The sequence below is a fragment of the Pantoea sp. AG702 genome, from assembly GCF_003182295.1.
In the GTDB taxonomy this organism is placed as follows: Bacteria; Pseudomonadota; Gammaproteobacteria; order Enterobacterales; family Enterobacteriaceae; genus Pantoea; species Pantoea ananatis.
In genome coordinates this window covers 188,523-204,569 of sequence record NZ_QGTU01000007.1, presented here as the reverse complement: position 1 = coordinate 204,569, position 16,047 = coordinate 188,523, and the positions used below count along the sequence as shown (strand labels likewise).

Sequence of the window (16,047 nt, the reverse complement as noted above, 5' to 3'; positions counted from 1 at the left end):
GAATTAGGTAGAGGATTCAAGATGGCAGCTGGAAAGATTGTCCAGATTATCGGCGCCGTAGTTGACGTCGAATTCCCTCAGGATGCAGTACCGCAAGTGTACAGCGCTCTTGAGGTTAAGAATGGTGATGCTCGTCTGGTGCTGGAAGTTCAGCAGCAGCTGGGTGGTGGCGTGGTTCGTACTATCGCCATGGGTACTTCTGACGGCCTGAAGCGCGGTCTGGAAGTCACCGACCTGAAAAAACCGATCCAGGTACCGGTTGGTAAAGCAACCCTCGGCCGTATCATGAACGTGCTGGGCGAGCCTATCGACATGAAAGGCGACCTGACAGAAGAAGACGGCAGCGCAGTAGAGGTTTCCTCTATTCACCGCCCTGCGCCTTCTTATGAAGATCAGTCTAACTCGCAGGAACTGCTGGAAACCGGCATCAAGGTTATCGACCTGATGTGTCCGTTCGCTAAGGGCGGTAAAGTCGGTCTGTTCGGTGGTGCGGGTGTAGGTAAAACCGTAAACATGATGGAGCTGATCCGTAACATTGCGGCTGAGCACTCAGGTTACTCGGTATTTGCCGGCGTGGGTGAGCGTACTCGTGAGGGTAACGACTTCTACCACGAAATGACTGACTCCAACGTTATCGATAAAGTTGCGCTGGTGTATGGCCAGATGAACGAGCCGCCGGGTAACCGTCTGCGCGTGGCACTGACCGGTCTGACCATGGCGGAGAAATTCCGTGATGAAGGCCGCGACGTTCTGCTGTTCATCGACAACATCTACCGTTATACCCTGGCCGGTACGGAAGTATCCGCGCTGCTGGGTCGTATGCCATCTGCGGTAGGTTATCAGCCAACGCTGGCAGAAGAGATGGGTGTGTTGCAGGAGCGTATTACCTCCACCAAGACAGGTTCAATCACCTCCGTACAGGCCGTATACGTGCCAGCGGATGACTTGACTGACCCGTCACCAGCAACCACCTTTGCTCACTTAGACTCAACAGTTACCCTTAGCCGTCAGATCGCCTCGCTGGGTATCTACCCGGCCGTTGACCCGCTGGACTCCACCAGCCGTCAGCTGGATCCACTGGTTGTGGGTCAGGAGCACTACGACGTTGCACGTGGCGTACAGTCACTGCTGCAGCGTTATCAGGAACTGAAAGACATCATCGCCATCCTGGGTATGGACGAGCTGTCTGAAGAAGACAAACTGCTGGTGGCACGTGCGCGTAAGATTCAGCGCTTCCTGTCTCAGCCGTTCTTCGTAGCAGAAGTGTTCACCGGTTCTCCAGGTAAATACGTAACGCTGAAAGACACCATCCGTGGCTTTAAAGGCATCATGGAAGGTGAATTTGACCACCTGCCAGAGCAGGCCTTCTACATGGTTGGCGCCATCGAAGAAGCGGTCGAAAAAGCGAAGAAACTGTAATAACGGTTTCCCAGGAGGAAAATTATGGCTATGACTTATCACCTGGATGTTGTCAGCGCAGAGAGCCAACTGTTCTCTGGTCTGGTACAGAAAATTCAGGTGTCAGGTAGCGAAGGTGAACTGGGGATTTTCCCTGGCCATGCCCCGTTGCTGACTGCCATTAAGCCTGGAATGATCCGTATCGTGAAACAGCACGGCGAAGAGGAGTTTATTTACCTCTCTGGCGGCGTGCTGGAAGTGCAGCCTGGCAGCACCACCGTTCTGGCCGATACCGCGATTCGCGGTACCGATCTGGACGAAGCGCGTGCGCTGGAAGCAAAACGTAAAGCAGAAGAGCATATGAACAGCAGCCACGGCGACGTGGACTACGCTCAGGCTTCTGCGGAACTGGCGAAAGCCATTGCGAAACTGCGCGTGATCGAGCTGACCAAAAAAGCGATGTAATCCGGCTTTGTGCGTCACGAAATGCCAGCCCATTGGGTTGGCATTTTTTTTGCGTGACGGTAAAGCAAAAGGATGCTGGCTAATTTCGGGCCGAGAAAAATGTAGTAATCTCAGTGCTAAATCGTTTAACTTTCTTCAATCTACAATCAGTCAGGATAGATATGTCTAACAGTGCGATGAGTGTGGTGATTCTTGCTGCTGGCAAGGGCACCCGTATGTATTCCGATCTGCCGAAAGTGTTGCATATGCTGGCAGGAAAACCGATGGTTCAGCACGTCATTGATGCCGCAAAGGGCGTGGGTGCAAAGCATGTGCACTTGGTATATGGGCACGGTGGTGACCAACTCAAAGCAACGTTAAACGACAGCACAGTAAACTGGGTGCTACAGGCAGAGCAGCTGGGTACAGGCCACGCTATGCAGCAGGCGGCCCCTCACTTCTCCGATGACGAAGACATCATGATGCTCTATGGTGATGTCCCGCTGATTTCTGAAGCTACCTTACAGCGTCTGCGCGAAGCAAAACCCGCGGGCGGTATCGGTTTATTAACGGTCGTCCTGGATAATCCCACCGGTTACGGTCGCATCGTACGCGAGAATGACACCATCGTAGGCATTGTTGAACAAAAAGATGCCACGCCTTCTCAACTGACCATTAACGAAATCAATACCGGTATCCTGATCGCCAATGGCGGCGATCTTAAGCGCTGGCTGTCCCAGTTGAATAACAATAATGCTCAGGGCGAATTCTACATTACCGATATTATTGCCCTTGCGCATGAAGAAGGTCGGGTGATTAATGCAGTGCATCCGGCCCGCAATAGCGAAACTGACGGTGTCAATAATCGCCTGCAACTGGCCACGCTTGAGCGGACTTACCAAAGCGAGCAGGCTGAAAAACTGCTGTTGGCAGGCGTCATGCTCCGCGATCCTGCGCGTTTCGATCTGCGTGGCACCCTGCAGCATGGCCGTGATGTTGAAATTGACACCAACGTTATCATTGAAGGCCAGGTGACGCTGGGCAACCGGGTCAAAATTGGTGCTGGCTGCGTCATCAAAAACAGCGTTATCGGGGATGACTGTGATATCAGCCCCTATTCGGTGATCGAGGATGCAAATCTGGCTGCAGACTGTACCGTAGGGCCATTTGCGCGTCTGCGTCCGGGAAGTGAGCTGGCTCAGGCCGCGCACGTAGGTAATTTTGTCGAGATGAAGAAAGCCCGACTGGGTAAAGGGTCCAAAGCGGGTCACCTCTCTTACCTGGGCGATGCCGAGATTGGTGCCAATGTGAATATTGGGGCGGGAACGATCACCTGTAATTACGATGGCGCGAATAAATTCAAAACGATCATTGGCGATAACGTCTTTGTAGGATCGGACACGCAGCTGGTCGCGCCGGTCAATGTGGCGGCAGGCGCGACTATCGCAGCGGGCACCACGGTAATGAAAGATGTCTCTGCAGCCGATCTGGTCTATAACCGTAAAGAACAGAACCATAAAGCCGGTTGGCAACGTCCGCAGAAGAAAAAATAATTTTACGGCCCGTGATAAACGGGCCGCTTGCAGTGCCAAAACTATAATCCCCACTCTCTACAAGGCTCGGGGAACCGGCAAAGCCGGACTATCAGGTCATATGACAACGCAATGGCGAACAGCCATGAAGTCAGGAAATAACTATGTGTGGAATTGTTGGTGCAGTAGCACAACGTGATATCGCAGAAATTTTGTTAGAAGGGTTACGCCGCCTGGAGTACCGCGGTTATGACTCAGCCGGTCTTGCCGTCGTCGATCAGCAGGGGCACGTAACGCGCCTGCGTCGTCTGGGAAAGGTTCAGATGCTGGCTGCTGCCGCTGAAGAACAGCCCCTTGTCGGCGGAACAGGCATTGCTCACACCCGCTGGGCAACCCATGGCGAGCCCTCAGAAGCCAACGCGCATCCGCACGTTTCTGAGCACATCGTTATCGTCCATAACGGCATTATTGAAAACCATGAGCCCCTGCGTGAAGCGCTGATGGCGAAGGGTTATCACTTCGCCTCAGAAACCGATACCGAAGTGGTGGCGCATCTGGTCCATCTGGAACAGAAACAGGGCGGCTCGCTGCGTGAAGTTGTACAGCGCGTGATCCCTCAGCTGCGCGGCGCCTATGGCATGGTGATTATGGACAGCCGCGATCCGTCGCTGCTGGTGGCGGCTCGTTCCGGAAGTCCGCTGGTCATTGGCCGTGGTGTGGGTGAAAACTTTATCGCTTCTGACCAACTGGCGCTGCTACCGGTCACTCGCCGCTTCATTTATCTGGAAGAGGGCGATATCGCTGAAATTAGCCGTCGTGATGTCACCATCATTGATGGCAACGGCAATAACGTCCGTCGTGAAGAGATTGAGTCCAGCGTGCAGTATGATGCGGGCGACAAAGGCCAGTATCGTCACTACATGCAGAAAGAGATCTATGAGCAACCGAATGCGATTAAAAATACCTTAACAGGGCGTTTTAACCACGGTGAAGTGGATCTCAGTGAACTGGGGCCAAATGCAGAAGCCCTGCTCAGCAAGGTTGAGCATGTTCAGATCATTGCCTGCGGCACCTCATATAACTCCGGTATGGTTTCGCGTTACTGGTTCGAGGCGCTGGCAAACGTCCCTTGCGACGTCGAAATCGCGTCTGAATTCCGCTATCGCAAATCTGCTGTGCGTAAAAACAGCCTGCTGATTACCCTCTCTCAGTCGGGTGAAACCGCTGATACGCTGGCTGCGCTGCGCCTGTCCAAAGAGCTGGGTTATCTGGGTTCGCTGGCTATCTGTAACGTCGCGGGTTCGTCGCTGGTGCGCGAATCCGATCTGGCGCTGATGACCAAAGCGGGCACTGAGATTGGTGTCGCCTCCACAAAGGCCTTTACCACCCAACTCACCGTGCTGCTGATGCTGGTGGCAAAACTCGGCCGCCTCAACGGCATGTCCGCAGAAAAAGAGCATGAGATTGTTCATGGTCTGCAGGCGTTGCCAAGCCGCATTGAGCAAATGCTGGCGCAGGACAAGTTGATAGAAGATCTGGCGGAAGATTTCTCCGATAAACATCACGCGCTATTCCTGGGCCGTGGCGATCAATATCCGATCGCTATGGAAGGCGCGCTGAAGTTAAAAGAGATCTCTTACATTCATGCTGAAGCTTATGCCGCGGGCGAACTCAAGCACGGTCCGCTGGCACTGATCGATGCTGACATGCCGGTCATCGTGGTGGCACCGAACAACGAGCTGTTAGAGAAGCTGAAATCGAATATCGAAGAGGTGCGCGCGCGCGGCGGTCTGCTGTACGTGTTTGCCGATCAGGATGCCGGTTTCAGTGACAGTGAGGGAATGAAGATCATTCCCTTGCCGCACGTTGAAGAGGCCATTGCGCCTATCTTCTATACCGTGCCGCTCCAGCTACTCTCCTATCATGTCGCCCTGATTAAAGGCACCGATGTGGATCAGCCGCGTAATCTGGCGAAATCGGTCACGGTCGAGTAAAGCCTCTCACGCGTGAATCCCACCAGGGATTCACGCGTTCCATTTATTTGATTTTGCTGCTGACTTGCTCAATTACGCGCTGCTGATCGCTGATTTTACGGTTAGCCTCATCGAGTGAGCGTTGCAGGTTATTGATCGTATCTTCATTTTTACTGAGCTTTTGTGTGAGCTGGTTGAGGGTATCAGTCTGGTTTTCTTGCGTTTTTAATAATTTCTCTACATTCTCCTTCGTTTTACTCACATCCTCAGCATTGACAGAAGCTTGTCTGACCGCGCCACCACTATCAATTGTGGCCAGAGTGCCTCTGTTATCTGTCATTGCAAAAGATTCATCCGAATGAATCTGCGGTACGTCGTACGCCTGGGCGCTGGCCAGCGTACAGAGGACGACGATATTGCCTACCAGAAGCTTCTTCATAAATTTCATCGAACATGTCCTTTTCAATAGTGGGCTTGTAAAAATTAGCAATAATTGTGTCTGTCATATAACTGTAATATTAACTACATTTTTCTGTCACTAAACTGTCCTATTTTCCCTCCTGCAGCAATCACTGACTCTTACTAAAAAGGCACTTAGCCTGACTTTTCTCCCCTGGAGGGAACATGACACTGATGCGTAGCACCGTAGCCCGAATCCTCGCCGCCTCTCTTGCCGTTAGTGCGGTTTCTGCCTTTGCAGCCACCGATCTGACTGGTGCTGGCGGTACATTCCCGGCGCCGGTTTATGCCAAGTGGGCAGCAGAGTATCAGCAAGCCACCGGTAGCAAAATTAACTATCAGGGCATTGGTTCATCTGGCGGTGTAAAACAAATTATCGCCAAAACCGTTGATTTCGGTGCGTCCGATGCGCCTATGAAAGACGAAGATCTGCAGAAGAATGGGCTGTTCCAGTTCCCTACCGTGATCGGTGGTGTGGTGCTGGCGGTTAACCTGCCAGGCGTAAAATCTGGCCAACTGACGCTGGACGGAAAAACCGTAGGTGATATCTATCTCGGCAATATCAAGAAGTGGAACGATCCAGCGATCGTTAAACTGAACCCGGGCGTGAAACTGCCAGACACCAACATCAACGTGGTGCGCCGCGCGGATGGTTCAGGTACCTCTTTCGTTTTCACCAGCTACCTGGCGAAAGTGAATGAAGAGTGGAACAGCAAAATTGGTAAAGGAAACACCGTTAACTGGCCAACCGGTCTGGGCGGTAAAGGTAACGACGGCGTTGCGGCGTTCGTTCAGCGTCTGCCAGGCTCCATTGGTTACGTTGAGTACGCGTATGCCAAACAGAATAACCTGACCTACACCAAGCTGATGGATGCAGACGGTAAGGCCGTTGCGCCAAGCGAAATCAGCTTCTCTAATGCCGCAAAAGGCGCAGACTGGAGCAAATCGTTTGCCCAGGATCTGACCTTCCAGAAAGGCAATGATGCATGGCCGATCACCTCAACCACCTTTATCCTGATTTACAAAGACCAGGCTAATGCGGCGAAAGGTGCCGAAGTACTGAAATTCTTCGACTGGGCTTATAAAGACGGCGGCAAAACGGCTAACGCCCTGGATTATGCCACCCTGCCTGAGAGCGTAGTTCAGCAGATCCGTGCCGCATGGAAAGCCAATATCAAAGACAGTTCAGGTAAAGCGCTTTACAAGTAAGTGAATGACCCTGGCCGGACATCAGTCTGGTCAGCCTTCAGGGGCGGCGTCTGCCGCCCTGATAACTTCTGAGGACTGAGACTTCTATGGCTGCAACGAAGTCGGCATTCAAAGCCCCAGGCAAGCAAGGTGACAGAGTTTTCGGTGCACTGGTAAAACTCTCTGCGCTGATCGTCTTGTTACTGATGGGCGGCATCATTGTCTCCCTGATCTTCTCTTCCTGGCCGAGCATACAGAAATTTGGTTTCGCCTTTTTGTGGACCAAAACCTGGGACGCCCCTAACGAACAATTTGGTGCGCTGGTACCGATTTACGGTACGCTCGTCACCTCAATTATTGCCCTGATTATTGCGGTACCGGTCAGTTTCGGTATTGCGCTTTTCCTTACTGAACTCGCACCAGGCTGGTTACGTCGTCCACTGGGGACCGCCATTGAGCTGTTAGCGGCGATCCCCAGCATTGTTTACGGCATGTGGGGCTTATTTGTTTTTGCGCCACTGTTCGCACAGTACTTCCAGACGCCGGTTGGCGATGTGATGTCGGGCATTCCTATCATTGGCGAGCTGTTTTCTGGCCCCGCATTTGGTATCGGTATCCTGGCCGCAGGCGTTATCCTGGCCATCATGATCATCCCCTACATTGCCTCGGTAATGCGCGACGTGTTCGAACAGACGCCGGTGATGATGAAAGAGTCGGCTTACGGCATTGGCTGTACGACCTGGGAAGTGATTTGGCGTATTGTTCTGCCCTTCACCAAAAATGGGGTGATCGGCGGTGTCATGCTCGGTTTGGGACGTGCACTGGGTGAAACCATGGCCGTGACCTTTATTATCGGTAATACCTACCAGTTAGACAGCGCTTCGCTGTTTATGCCTGGCAACAGTATCACCTCCGCGCTGGCAAACGAATTCGCTGAAGCAGAATCAGGCGTACACGTTGCGGCCCTGATGGAGCTGGGCCTGATTCTGTTTGTGATTACCTTTATCGTGCTGGCGATTTCAAAGTTAATGATTATGCGGCTGGCCAAAAGTGAAGGAGCGCGATCATGACAACGATGGAAGTGCAGGCTCGCGCTGAGCTGGAAGCGTCACGTCGTAAGATGCAGTCGTGGCGCAGTACCAAAAACAAAATTGCGCTGACGATGTCGTTACTGACCATGGCTTTTGGCCTGTTCTGGTTAGTGTGGATTCTGTTTACTACGGTAAGCCGTGGCATTGATGGTTTGTCATGGTCGCTGTTTACGGAGTCCACTCCGCCGCCAAACACCGCGGGTGGTGGCTTAGCCAATGCCCTGGCGGGAAGCGGTTTACTGATTTTCTGGTCTACCTTCTTCGGTACGCCGTTGGGCATTATGGCCGGCGTTTATCTGGCGGAGTACGGACGCAAATCAGCACTGGCAGAAGTGATTCGTTTTATTAATGACATTCTGCTGTCAGCGCCGTCGATTGTGGTTGGCCTGTTTGTCTACACCATCGTCGTGGCGCAGATGCACCACTTCTCCGGCTGGGCGGGCGTGATTGCGCTGGCGCTGCTGCAGGTTCCGATAGTGATTCGAACCACGGAAAACATGTTGCGACTGGTACCAGACAGCATGCGCGAAGCCGCCTATGCGTTGGGTACGCCGAAATGGAAGATGATCTCGGCGATTACGCTCAAGGCGTCGGTTTCCGGCATCATCACCGGTGTCCTGTTAGCGATTGCCCGTATCGCCGGTGAAACCGCGCCGCTGCTGTTTACTGCGCTGTCGAATCAGTTCTGGAGCACCGACATGATGCAGCCCGTGGCTAACCTCCCGGTCACCATATTTAAATTCGCCATGAGCCCGTTTGCCGAGTGGCAGAGCCTGGCCTGGGCTGGCGTATTGATTATTACCCTGTGCGTGCTGCTGCTGAATATCGTAGCAAGAGTGGTTTTCGCCAAGGGTAAACACGGTTAACTACCGACACTGCCCTGTGCGGTGTCGATTAAGAGAGAAAAACAATGAGTACTGCGACTGCGTCAGCCGGAAAAATCGAGGTTCGTAATCTGAATTTCTATTACGGCAAGTTTCACGCTCTGAAAAACATTAATCTGGATATTGCTAAAAACCAGGTCACGGCGTTTATTGGGCCATCAGGCTGCGGTAAATCCACATTGCTGCGCACCTTCAACAAAATGTATTCGCTCTATCCGGATCAGCGTGCCGAAGGTGATATTCTGCTGGATGGCGACAATATTCTGGCGTCGCATCAGGATATCGCACTGTTGCGGGCGCGCGTTGGCATGGTGTTTCAGAAGCCAACGCCTTTCCCAATGTCGATTTATGACAATATCGCTTTCGGCGTGCGCCTGTTCGAAAAGCTGTCCCGTGCCGATATGGATGAGCGCGTGCAGTGGGCCCTGACCAAAGCGGCCCTGTGGAACGAAACCAAAGACAAGCTGCACCAGAGTGGCTACAGCCTGTCGGGTGGGCAGCAGCAGCGTCTGTGCATTGCCCGCGGCATCGCTATCCGTCCGGAAGTGCTGCTGCTGGATGAGCCATGCTCAGCCCTGGATCCGATTTCCACCGGCCGTATCGAAGAATTAATTACCGAACTGAAGCAGGATTATACGGTTGTGATCGTGACCCATAACATGCAGCAGGCTGCACGGTGTTCCGACCACACGGCATTTATGTATCTGGGCGAACTGATTGAGTTCAGCGACACCGACACGCTGTTCACCAAGCCGGCACAGAAACAAACAGAAGACTACATCACAGGTCGCTACGGCTGATTTGACAGGAGATCGCCATGGACAGTTTAAATCTGAATAAACACATCTCCGGTCAGTTCAACGCTGAACTGGAGCACATCCGCACTCAGGTGATGATTATGGGCGGGCTGGTCGAGCAACAGCTGACCGATGCGATTACCGCCATGCATAACCTGGACGGTGAGCTGGCCCAGCGCGTCATCGATGGCGACCAGAAGGTCAACATGATGGAAGTGGAGATTGATGAGGCTTGCGTGCGCATCATTGCCAAACGCCAGCCTACTGCGATTGACCTGCGTCTGGTTATGGCAATTATTAAGACCATTTCCGAGCTGGAACGTATCGGCGACGTGGCCGAGAAAATCAGCCGTACCGCACTGGAGAAGTTTGGTCAGCAACATCTGCCTCTGCTGGTCAGCCTGGAATCCCTGGGCCGCCACACCGTACAGATGCTGCATGACGTACTGGACGCGTTTGCACGTATGGATCTTAACGAAGCCGTTCAGATCTACCGCGAAGATAAAAAAGTGGATAAAGAGTACGAAGGGATTGTGCGTCAGCTGATGACTTACATGATGGAAGATCCCCGTACGATTCCCAGCGTGTTAACTGCACTGTTCTGCGCCCGCGCCATCGAGCGTATTGGTGACCGCTGCCAGAACATCTGCGAAATTATTTTCTACTTCGTCAAAGGTCAGGATTTCCGTCACGTCGGCGGAGACAAGCTTGATGAGCTCTTATCCGGCGACGACGGCAGTAATAAACCTTCTTGATTCTGCACAACCGTGTGCTATTCAGGCGCACGGTTGCGGCTATTCTGCATAGACCTCATCAGCATCGCTCTTTATACTTGCGCCAGTTTTTTAACCAACGGGTGCTGATTCATGTCCTCTTCTTCCTCTTCTAAGCAGAGCGTTACGCCTGCCAAAGCGATGCTGGCTGCCGTCAGCGGTTATGCCATGGATGGATTCGACCTGCTGATTCTGGGATTTATGCTGCCTGCCATTAGCCTGTCGCTGGCGCTTGATCCCTCACAGGCGGGCTCGCTGGTGACCTGGACGCTGATTGGTGCCGTGATTGGCGGCATCGTGTTTGGCCATCTCAGCGATCGTTACGGGCGTATTCGTGTCTTAACCATTACGATACTTATGTTCTCCGTTTTTACCGGCCTGTGCGCGGTGGCTCAGGGTTACTGGGATCTGCTGGCGTACCGCACACTGGCTGGAATGGGGCTCGGCGGCGAGTTTGGTATCGGCATGGCGCTGATTGCGGAAGCCTGGCCGGCAGAGAAGCGCAACCGCGCATCGGCGTGGGTCGGGATCGGCTGGCAACTGGGGGTTCTGCTGGCGGCGTTTATCACGCCGCCGTTGCTAAGTGTTATTGGCTGGCGCGGGATGTTCCTTGTGGGGCTGCTGCCCGCGCTGGTGTCGTTTATCATTCGCCGCAGCATGGGCGAACCTGAGAGCTTTACCCGTCAGATCATACATGTTCCCTCGCTGTCTTTTCCCGCCCGACTGAAATTGCTGGTTAAAGACCGCGCCACCAGCAAGGCCAGTCTGGGGATCTTTATTCTCTGCTCCGTCCAGAACTTTGGTTATTACGGCCTGATGATCTGGATGCCGAGCTACCTCTCATCAAACTTCGGTTTCAGCCTGACAAAATCCGGCCTCTGGACGGCAGTAACCGTGGTCGGCATGACTTTTGGCATCTGGTTGTTTGGCGTGCTGGCGGACCGCTTTGCACGTTGGAAAATTTTCCTGCTTTATCAGTTCGGCGCAGTCGTGATGGTTGTGGTTTATGCGCAACTGCGCGATCCCACCGTTATGCTGTTTACGGGCGCCCTGATGGGGCTGTTTGTTAATGGCATGATCGGCGGATACGGTGCACTAATCTCGGATACCTTCCCACCGCAGGTGCGCGCGACCGCGCAAAATGTGTTGTTTAACCTGGGACGTGGCGTCGGTGGATTCGGCCCGCTGGTGATCGGCCTGCTGGCAGGCAAGTTTTCTTTCGTGGCAGCCATTACCTTACTGGCGCTCATCTACCTGCTGGATATTGTGGCAACGCTGTTCCTGCTGCCGAAGAAGCAGAGTCAGGACGATGCGCTGGGGGCAATTGGTTAAGTGAAAAGGGGGCAACACAGTTTGCCCCCTTTCTGGATTACGCCTGCATCAACGGCAGCAGCTGCTGATACAGCCGGCTGAACGTCTCACGTCTTGGCTGATAAAGCGCATGGCGCGCCGGGTCCGGCTGGTGGCGCTGCACCTGCTTCAGGGCAGGCACGGTCAGATTCTCATCCAGCGCCATTTGCGCCAGACGGGCTGCGCCCAGCGCGGGTCCGACATCGCCACCTTCGCAGTAATCCAGCGTCTGTCCGCTGATATCCGCCAGCATCTGGCGCCAGTAGCCGCTACGGGCGCCGCCGCCAATCAGCATGATACTGCTGGGCGTCACACCACATTCGTGTACCACATCCATGCCTTCGGCCAGTGCAAAACCAACGCCTTCCAGCACGGCTTGCGCCAGCTCTGGTCGTCCGTGCTGGTGGGTAAAGCCAAAGAAGCTGCCACAGGCGTGCGGATTATTATGCGGTGTGCGTTCCCCCGACAGATAAGGCAAAAACCACAGCGGCGGCGCATCCTGTTTTGCCCGCTCCGCCTCTGACAATAAATGGGGAACATCGTCGCAGCCGGTCAGCGCAGCCGCCCAGTCAAGGCAGGACGCAGCACTGAGCATCACGGACATCAGATGCCAGCGCTGTGGCAGGGCATGACAAAAGCTATGAACGGCACGTTGCGGATTACTGAGATAGCCGTCGCTGACCACAAAATAGACGCCGGACGTTCCCAGCGACAACATGCCTTGCCCCGGCGCAGTCATGCCGACACCCACTGCGCCGGCAGCGTTATCGCCCCCACCTGCTACCAGCGGCACCTGAGGCAGTTTCCAGCGCTGTGCGATATCCGCTGACAACGCACCGGTAATCTGATTACCTTCAAACAGCGCAGGCATGTGGTGACGCGCCAGCCCGCAGGCCGTCAGCATCACATCACTCCAGTCACGCTTTTCCACATCCAGCCACATTGTGCCCGCCGCATCTGACATATCGCTGGCAAATTCGCCGCTCAGTCGCCAGCGCAGGTAATCTTTGGGCAACAGCACTTTTGCGACCTGAGCAAAAACGTCAGGCTCATGCTCTTTCAGCCACAGCAGCTTTGGCGCGGTGAAGCCCGGCATCATCAGGTTTCCGGTGATCTGACGCGATTCAGGCACCCGCTGTTCCAGCTCACGGCACTGATCGCCGCTGCGTCCGTCATTCCAGAGAATGGCCGGGCGCAGCACCTGATGCTGTGCGTCAAGCAGCGTAGCGCCGTGCATCTGCCCGGTCAGGCCAATCGCTTTTACCCCACTCAGATCGTGCTGCTGGGCCAGTGCCTGTATCGCGCGGTCTGTCGCCAGCCACCAGCTTTCGGGATCTTGTTCGCTCCACAACGGCTGCGGGCGGGAAACCGTCAAGGTTGAGGTTTCCACCGCAACAACCACGCCTTGCTCATCCAGCAGCACAACCTTAACGCCGGATGTGCCGATATCGATCCCGATTACCATGTCGCGCTCCTTACGGATTAAAAATCATAGAGATAGTGATTCACCAGGTTTTCCAGCTGCTCCTGACGTCCACTATTGTGCTGCGGGTTAAACTGCTGCTGATGCGCATGGGCCGCCAGCGCGTCCAGAGAGAACTCGCCTTTCAAAATCTGCTGACCGAACTCACCGTTCCAGCCGCTGTAGCGCTGCGCAACGCGTTTATCCAGCTCACCGTCAGACAGCATGCGCGCCGCGACTTTCAACGCCAGTGCCATGGTGTCCATCGCGCCGATATGTCCATGGAACAGGTCATACTTATCGGTGCTCTGACGGCGCACTTTGGCATCAAAGTTTAGGCCGCCGGTCGTGAAACCGCCTGCTTTGATGATTTCGTACATCACCAGCGCGTTTTCTTCCACGCTGACCGGGAACTGGTCCGTATCCCAGCCGCACTGCGGATCACCACGGTTAGCATCCACCGAACCAAACACGCCAAGGGCAATGGCCGTTGCAATTTCATGATGGAAAGCGTGGCCAGCCAGCGTCGCATGGTTCGCTTCGACGTTCACCTTAATCTCTTTTTCCAGACCAAACTGCTTCAGGAAGCCATAAACCGTGGCGACATCATAATCATACTGATGCTTGGTGGGTTCCTGCGGCTTAGGTTCGATCAGCAGCGTGCCCTGGAAGCCGATTTTGTGCTTGTGCTCCACCACCATTTGCATAAAGCGGCCGATCTGCTCGCGCTCCTGGCGCAGGTCGGTATTTAACAGGGTTTCATAACCTTCACGACCGCCCCACAGCACATAGTTTTCGCCGCCCAGCGTCTGGGTGGCTTTCATGGCACTGCATACCTGGCTGGCTGCCCAGGAAAACACCTCCGGATCGGGACTGGTTGCAGCGCCTGCACCATAACGCGGATGGGTGAAGCAGTTCGCTGTGCCCCACAGCAGCTTAAGCCCGGTTTCCTGCTGCTTTTCCAGCAGTTTATCGGTCATGACGGCCAGGTTTTCGCGATAGCTTTTCAGCGAATCCCCTTCCGGTGACACGTCTACATCGTGGAAGCAGTAATAGGGCACGTTCAGCTTGTGAAAAAACTCAAACGCCACGTCCGCTTTGAGTTTGGCCAGATCCAGCGCCTCGCCCGCTTTCTGCCACGGACGATCAAACGCGCCCGCGCCAAACATATCGGCACCGTTCCAGCAGAACGTATGCCAGTAACAGGCGGCGAAGCGCAGATGCTCGGCCATGGTTTTCCCCATGATCACTTCATCCGGATTGTAGTGGCGGAACGCCAGAGGATTGGTGGTTTTTGTTCCTTCGTAGCGAACGCGATCAAGCTGGTCAAAATAAGCGTGCATGGTTTGCTCCTTAGCATCGGCCCCGAATGGGTTACCCAGAAGCGTTATTGTGCGTACCCGCTCTCAGCGCGCTCAATTACGATATTTCACACAGCCGGTAAGATAATTATTTATTGTGCACTTGCTCGCAAAAAAATATGAAGGCTTTATGACGCCCGACAGGTCTTATCTCGCAATCGGTGAGTCTGAAAATGTAAAATTTTCGATCGCGCTCATAAATACAGAAATAAACCAAAAAACGTAATAGCGGGATAAAAATCAGTAATTGCTGGCAGCAGAAAATAAGGTGAACAATTCATCCGCCTGGTTCATAGCCTTACAACGACAATAACCGTACCCTACAGGATGACCATGATGAAAATGAAACCTGCATTACTCGCTGCCCTTGCAGCGCTGGCCCTGTTCAGCCAGGCCAGTCTGGCAAAAGAAGTCAAAATTGGCATGGCAATCGACGATTTGCGCCTGGAGCGCTGGCAAAAAGACCGTGACATCTTTGTCAAACAGGCTGAGGCGCAGGGCGCAAAAGTCTTCGTGCAGTCAGCCAATGGCAACGAAGAAACTCAGATGTCGCAAATTGAAAATATGATCAACCGTGGCGTTGATGTGCTGGTTATCATTCCCTACAACGGTCAGGTATTGAGTAACGTAGTGGCAGAAGCCAAACGTGAAGGGATTAAAGTGCTTGCCTATGACCGCATGATAAATAACGCCGACATCGATTTTTATATTTCCTTTGATAATGAAAAAGTGGGTGAAATGCAGGCGGAAAGCCTGGTGAAAAAGGTACCAAAAGGAAATTACTTCCTGATGGGCGGCTCACCTGTAGATAATAACGCCCGCCTGTTCCGCGCAGGACAAATGAAGGTGTTAAAACCTTACATCGATAACGGCAGCATTAAAATTGTTGGCGATCAGTGGGTGGATGCCTGGCTGCCGGAAAACGCGCTGAAAATTATGGAAAATGCCCTGACCGCCAATAAAAACAATATTGACGCAGTTGTCGCCTCTAACGATGCCACTGCGGGCGGTGCCATTCAGGCGCTAAGCGCTCAGGGGCTGGCCGGTAAAGTGGCCATTTCCGGGCAGGATGCGGATTTGGCTGCCATCAAACGCATTATGAACGGCACCCAGACCATGACCGTGTACAAACCCATCAAAGAGCTGGCTACCGAAGCCGCGAAGATTGCCATCGAGCTGGGCAACGGTCAGACGCCAGCCAGCAACGCCACGCTCAATAACGGCCTGAAAGACGTGCCAGCGCGCCTGCTGACACCGATTGAGGTCAACAAAGACAACATCGACAGCACCGTGGTGAAAGACGGTTTCCACAAGAAAAGCGAACTCTAATCGCGC

14 protein-coding genes are annotated in these 16,047 nt (G+C 53.8%); 11 read left to right on the top strand and 3 right to left on the bottom strand.

The genetic code is table 11. From position 1 onward, the window contains the following. Window positions 1-21 precede the first annotated feature (21 nt). The 4 genes from atpD to glmS all read left to right on the top strand — a co-directional run bounded on the left by atpD (window position 22) and on the right by glmS (window position 5,368). Entirely contained in the window at window positions 22-1,419 is a 1,398-nt protein-coding gene (atpD, locus tag DFO57_RS18000; protein WP_014332967.1) for a F0F1 ATP synthase subunit beta, read from the top strand. Window positions 1,420-1,443: 24 nt separating this feature from the next. Then, window positions 1,444-1,863 carry a F0F1 ATP synthase subunit epsilon gene (locus DFO57_RS17995; protein WP_013023936.1) on the top strand — a complete coding sequence of 140 codons (420 nt, stop codon included), beginning with the start codon at window positions 1,444-1,446 and terminating at the stop codon, window positions 1,861-1,863. A gap of 161 nt (window positions 1,864-2,024) precedes the next feature. Continuing rightward, a complete protein-coding gene (gene glmU / locus DFO57_RS17990; protein ID WP_110015562.1) occupies window positions 2,025-3,395 on the top strand; it encodes a bifunctional UDP-N-acetylglucosamine diphosphorylase/glucosamine-1-phosphate N-acetyltransferase GlmU in 1,371 nt (456 codons plus the stop codon). A 143-nt stretch (window positions 3,396-3,538) separates the two neighbouring features. Next, a complete protein-coding gene (glmS, locus tag DFO57_RS17985) occupies window positions 3,539-5,368 on the top strand; it encodes a glutamine--fructose-6-phosphate transaminase (isomerizing) (RefSeq protein WP_014332965.1) in 1,830 nt (609 codons plus the stop codon). 43 nt (window positions 5,369-5,411) lie between these two features. Here the strand turns inward: glmS and DFO57_RS17980 are convergent, their stop codons facing one another. Further along, window positions 5,412-5,795, bottom strand: a complete 384-nt coding sequence (locus tag DFO57_RS17980; protein WP_014332964.1) for a hypothetical protein — start codon at window positions 5,793-5,795, stop codon at window positions 5,412-5,414. Window positions 5,796-5,971: 176 nt separating this feature from the next. Between DFO57_RS17980 and pstS the strand changes: the two genes are divergently transcribed. From pstS to DFO57_RS17950, 6 genes are all read left to right on the top strand, one after another. Continuing rightward, window positions 5,972-7,015 (top strand): phosphate ABC transporter substrate-binding protein PstS, encoded by a 1,044-nt coding sequence (pstS, locus tag DFO57_RS17975; RefSeq protein ID WP_014332963.1) that lies wholly within the window; start codon window positions 5,972-5,974, stop codon window positions 7,013-7,015. Between the two features lie 86 nt (window positions 7,016-7,101). Beyond that, window positions 7,102-8,064: a phosphate ABC transporter permease PstC gene (gene pstC / locus DFO57_RS17970; protein WP_013023941.1), complete on the top strand. Its 963-nt coding sequence runs from the start codon at window positions 7,102-7,104 to the stop codon at window positions 8,062-8,064. Next, window positions 8,061-8,951, top strand: a complete 891-nt coding sequence (gene pstA / locus DFO57_RS17965) for a phosphate ABC transporter permease PstA (protein ID WP_013023942.1) — start codon at window positions 8,061-8,063, stop codon at window positions 8,949-8,951. Before pstC ends, pstA begins: the two co-directional genes overlap by 4 nt. Window positions 8,952-8,995: 44 nt before the next feature. Then, entirely contained in the window at window positions 8,996-9,769 is a 774-nt protein-coding gene (gene pstB / locus DFO57_RS17960) for a phosphate ABC transporter ATP-binding protein PstB (RefSeq protein WP_013023943.1), read from the top strand. A 17-nt stretch (window positions 9,770-9,786) separates the two neighbouring features. Next, window positions 9,787-10,521 (top strand): phosphate signaling complex protein PhoU, encoded by a 735-nt coding sequence (gene phoU / locus DFO57_RS17955; RefSeq protein WP_013023944.1) that lies wholly within the window; start codon window positions 9,787-9,789, stop codon window positions 10,519-10,521. 111 nt (window positions 10,522-10,632) lie between these two features. Next, a complete protein-coding gene (locus DFO57_RS17950) occupies window positions 10,633-11,871 on the top strand; it encodes an MFS transporter (RefSeq protein WP_014332962.1) in 1,239 nt (412 codons plus the stop codon). Between the two features lie 37 nt (window positions 11,872-11,908). Here DFO57_RS17950 and xylB read toward each other — a convergent pair whose 3' ends face one another. Together xylB and xylA are read right to left on the bottom strand one after the other, a co-directional pair. Then, window positions 11,909-13,354, bottom strand: coding sequence for a xylulokinase (xylB, locus tag DFO57_RS17945; protein ID WP_110015561.1), 1,446 nt, complete (start codon window positions 13,352-13,354; stop codon window positions 11,909-11,911). 17 nt (window positions 13,355-13,371) lie between these two features. Then, entirely contained in the window at window positions 13,372-14,694 is a 1,323-nt protein-coding gene (gene xylA, locus DFO57_RS17940) for a xylose isomerase (RefSeq protein ID WP_064372888.1), read from the bottom strand. Window positions 14,695-15,048: 354 nt separating this feature from the next. Between xylA and xylF the strand changes: the two genes are divergently transcribed. Further along, window positions 15,049-16,041: a D-xylose ABC transporter substrate-binding protein gene (xylF, locus tag DFO57_RS17935; protein WP_019104653.1), complete on the top strand. Its 993-nt coding sequence runs from the start codon at window positions 15,049-15,051 to the stop codon at window positions 16,039-16,041. The last annotated feature ends 6 nt before the right edge of the window (window positions 16,042-16,047 follow it).